The organism is Morganella sp. EGD-HP17 (genome assembly GCF_000512315.2).
In the GTDB taxonomy this organism is placed as follows: domain Bacteria; phylum Pseudomonadota; class Gammaproteobacteria; order Enterobacterales; family Enterobacteriaceae; genus Morganella; species Morganella morganii.
Genome location: NZ_AZRH01000048.1, coordinates 1 through 2138, shown reverse-complemented (window position 1 = coordinate 2138; position 2138 = coordinate 1). Strand labels below are relative to the sequence as shown.

Genomic DNA, 2138 nt, shown 5'->3' with positions numbered 1-2138 from the left:
GCTGCTGAAATGGGCGGAAAAAATAGGTATTGAAATTGGATTGTTTGTCGCCCTGCACACTTACGGACGCCAGCTTAACCAGCATACTATCAGCAATATCCCAGATATTATCGCTTTGCGAAATGGATGGAACAACTGGCACAGGGGATTGCTGATGGCGTTATTGAGGTTCCGAAAGATCATTAAGAAATCGCAGGCTGGAAATTTCCGGGATTCCGGCGCATCCCTGTTGTGGTTAAAAAATGTACTCAGCGTACGTTTTCGCACGATTGGGCTTCAGACCCCAGGAATAAGGAAATGGTCAGCTTGTTATCGAACCTGTCTCCGGTCGCGTGGAATCATATCCAGCTTGCTGGCAATTATACATTTGCCCGGCAACCGGAGGTTTTCAGCCTGGAAAGCATATTGGAAAATGTTGATCCTCTGGCTGAACTGACATCAAAAGAAGATGAAATGATAGAGTGGTTTTATTTTCTATCCCTATGAATTTAAAGTTGAAATTTGTTTGCATGGAACTTTTCGGTGAATTGGGCGCAATACCCCATCCGTGTAAAAAATTAAGGTCAGAAAAAAGAATGAAAACAACATTCAATTTCCTAACCATCGAGTAAATACGTCTGGATATATGGGGTCAAATCCACTAAATTAGGTATACTTATAGGATAAGATAAAGCAAACTACACATCGGTACATGTTTGTTACTATCCAATTTTAACGCTAAACAGATATTACGGAATAAAAAATGGCTAAAAAAATACAACTGACTGTGGTGGCAATCACATCTTTATTTCTTGCGGCATGTTCGTCGGTTCCGCAAAAAAAAAATACAACTGCAGTTAAAAATCCACCGGCTAAACAACAAACCCGTTCCGCCACACCTAACGTGACCGGCAATACGGTGGCACAGGCGTATGTGGGCAGTAAACAAATGGCATTACAGGGTATTGTGATAACCTCCACCAATAATGCCTGTGTGGACGGTTTTAATTTCCTTAAGGGGCTGAACCAGGGTCAATTTGATAATTTCTCCGCAGATTACAGCAAAATCAATCAGAATTATACCTTCCTGAATATTAACAAAGAAATTATGGATAAGGATTCGAAAGAGTTACTGACGATGACCCTGAATAAAAAACTGGATACATTATGCGCCAAAGTACAATACGCCGGTTTTACTGGAGTTAAAGACCGCTTGAAAGCATTGTCTGGCATCTAATTCTTTATTTACAAAAAATATTTGCAATATTTAATATAATTCTCCGGAAGATATAAGTTTCCGGAGAATTTTTTTATTTTAGTAGTATCTGTATTACTAAAATTGCCGGCCATATTAGCAACCGTGCCAGATTATCAGTATATCTTCACGTCCCGGAAAGACAGGAAATACACCGAATGTATTCCCTGAACCATTGCTGCCGGCAGAAGGTTTTTTATACCGGCGCATTCAATCAGATAGCTGTCAGTTCCGCCGTTTTTTTCTTAATTGACTGAAATACATTGAATTTAATTTTTGAACATAATGTATCCCGTTTTACCTCAAGTATGTCGCTTAAATACTGCTTTGTGTCTTTATCCATAATTTCACTGTTTCGCCGTAAAAAATGATATTCATTCATTAACTCGCCATATTGCCTGACCCTGTCCTGATATGCGCTGTAACTGGTCTGCTTCAGTAACGCCATATCATCAATACAGGAGTTTGTGCTGGACGGAATAATTTCTTTCGGCAGTAGTTTGACGTCAGTGTTTCCGGATGGTGCTTCCCGAGCCGGTTCGGTCGGTGTCAGGACAGCCTGTCTGCCGGACAGGCCTGAGCACCCAGCAAGGGCAGTAACGAACAGAGACAGTGTTATAATTTTAATGGCTTTCATTGTATACCTTAATATGAAGGATGATAGTTAGTGCGGTTTTTTACTCTTACAGAGTTTATCCGGCGGCGGTTTTTAAGGCAACATCCGGTTCATGATTAGGAGTCTATGGTCACTCCCGTTTTTGCAGGGTAGACTAGCCCCATAGATCAGAACAATAGCCGCCTGCGGCGGAGCTAAGACCCGGTAAGTGAATGGCTGTCCATGGTTAGGAAACTGAAAGTTGTTTTTACCCTGTTTTCCGGGCGGTAGCTTCTTATGCTGAGAACA

2 protein-coding genes are annotated in these 2138 nt (G+C 41.3%); both read left to right on the top strand.

The annotated features are described in order from the left end of the window. Window positions 1-436: hypothetical protein (locus tag X965_RS19685; protein ID WP_216598469.1), on the top strand; the 436-nt coding region annotated here is incomplete at its 5' end. 306 nt (window positions 437-742) lie between these two features. Then, complete coding sequence (locus X965_RS18585) at window positions 743-1216, top strand: hypothetical protein (RefSeq protein WP_036419754.1); 474 nt, start codon at window positions 743-745, stop codon at window positions 1214-1216. The last annotated feature ends 922 nt before the right edge of the window (window positions 1217-2138 follow it).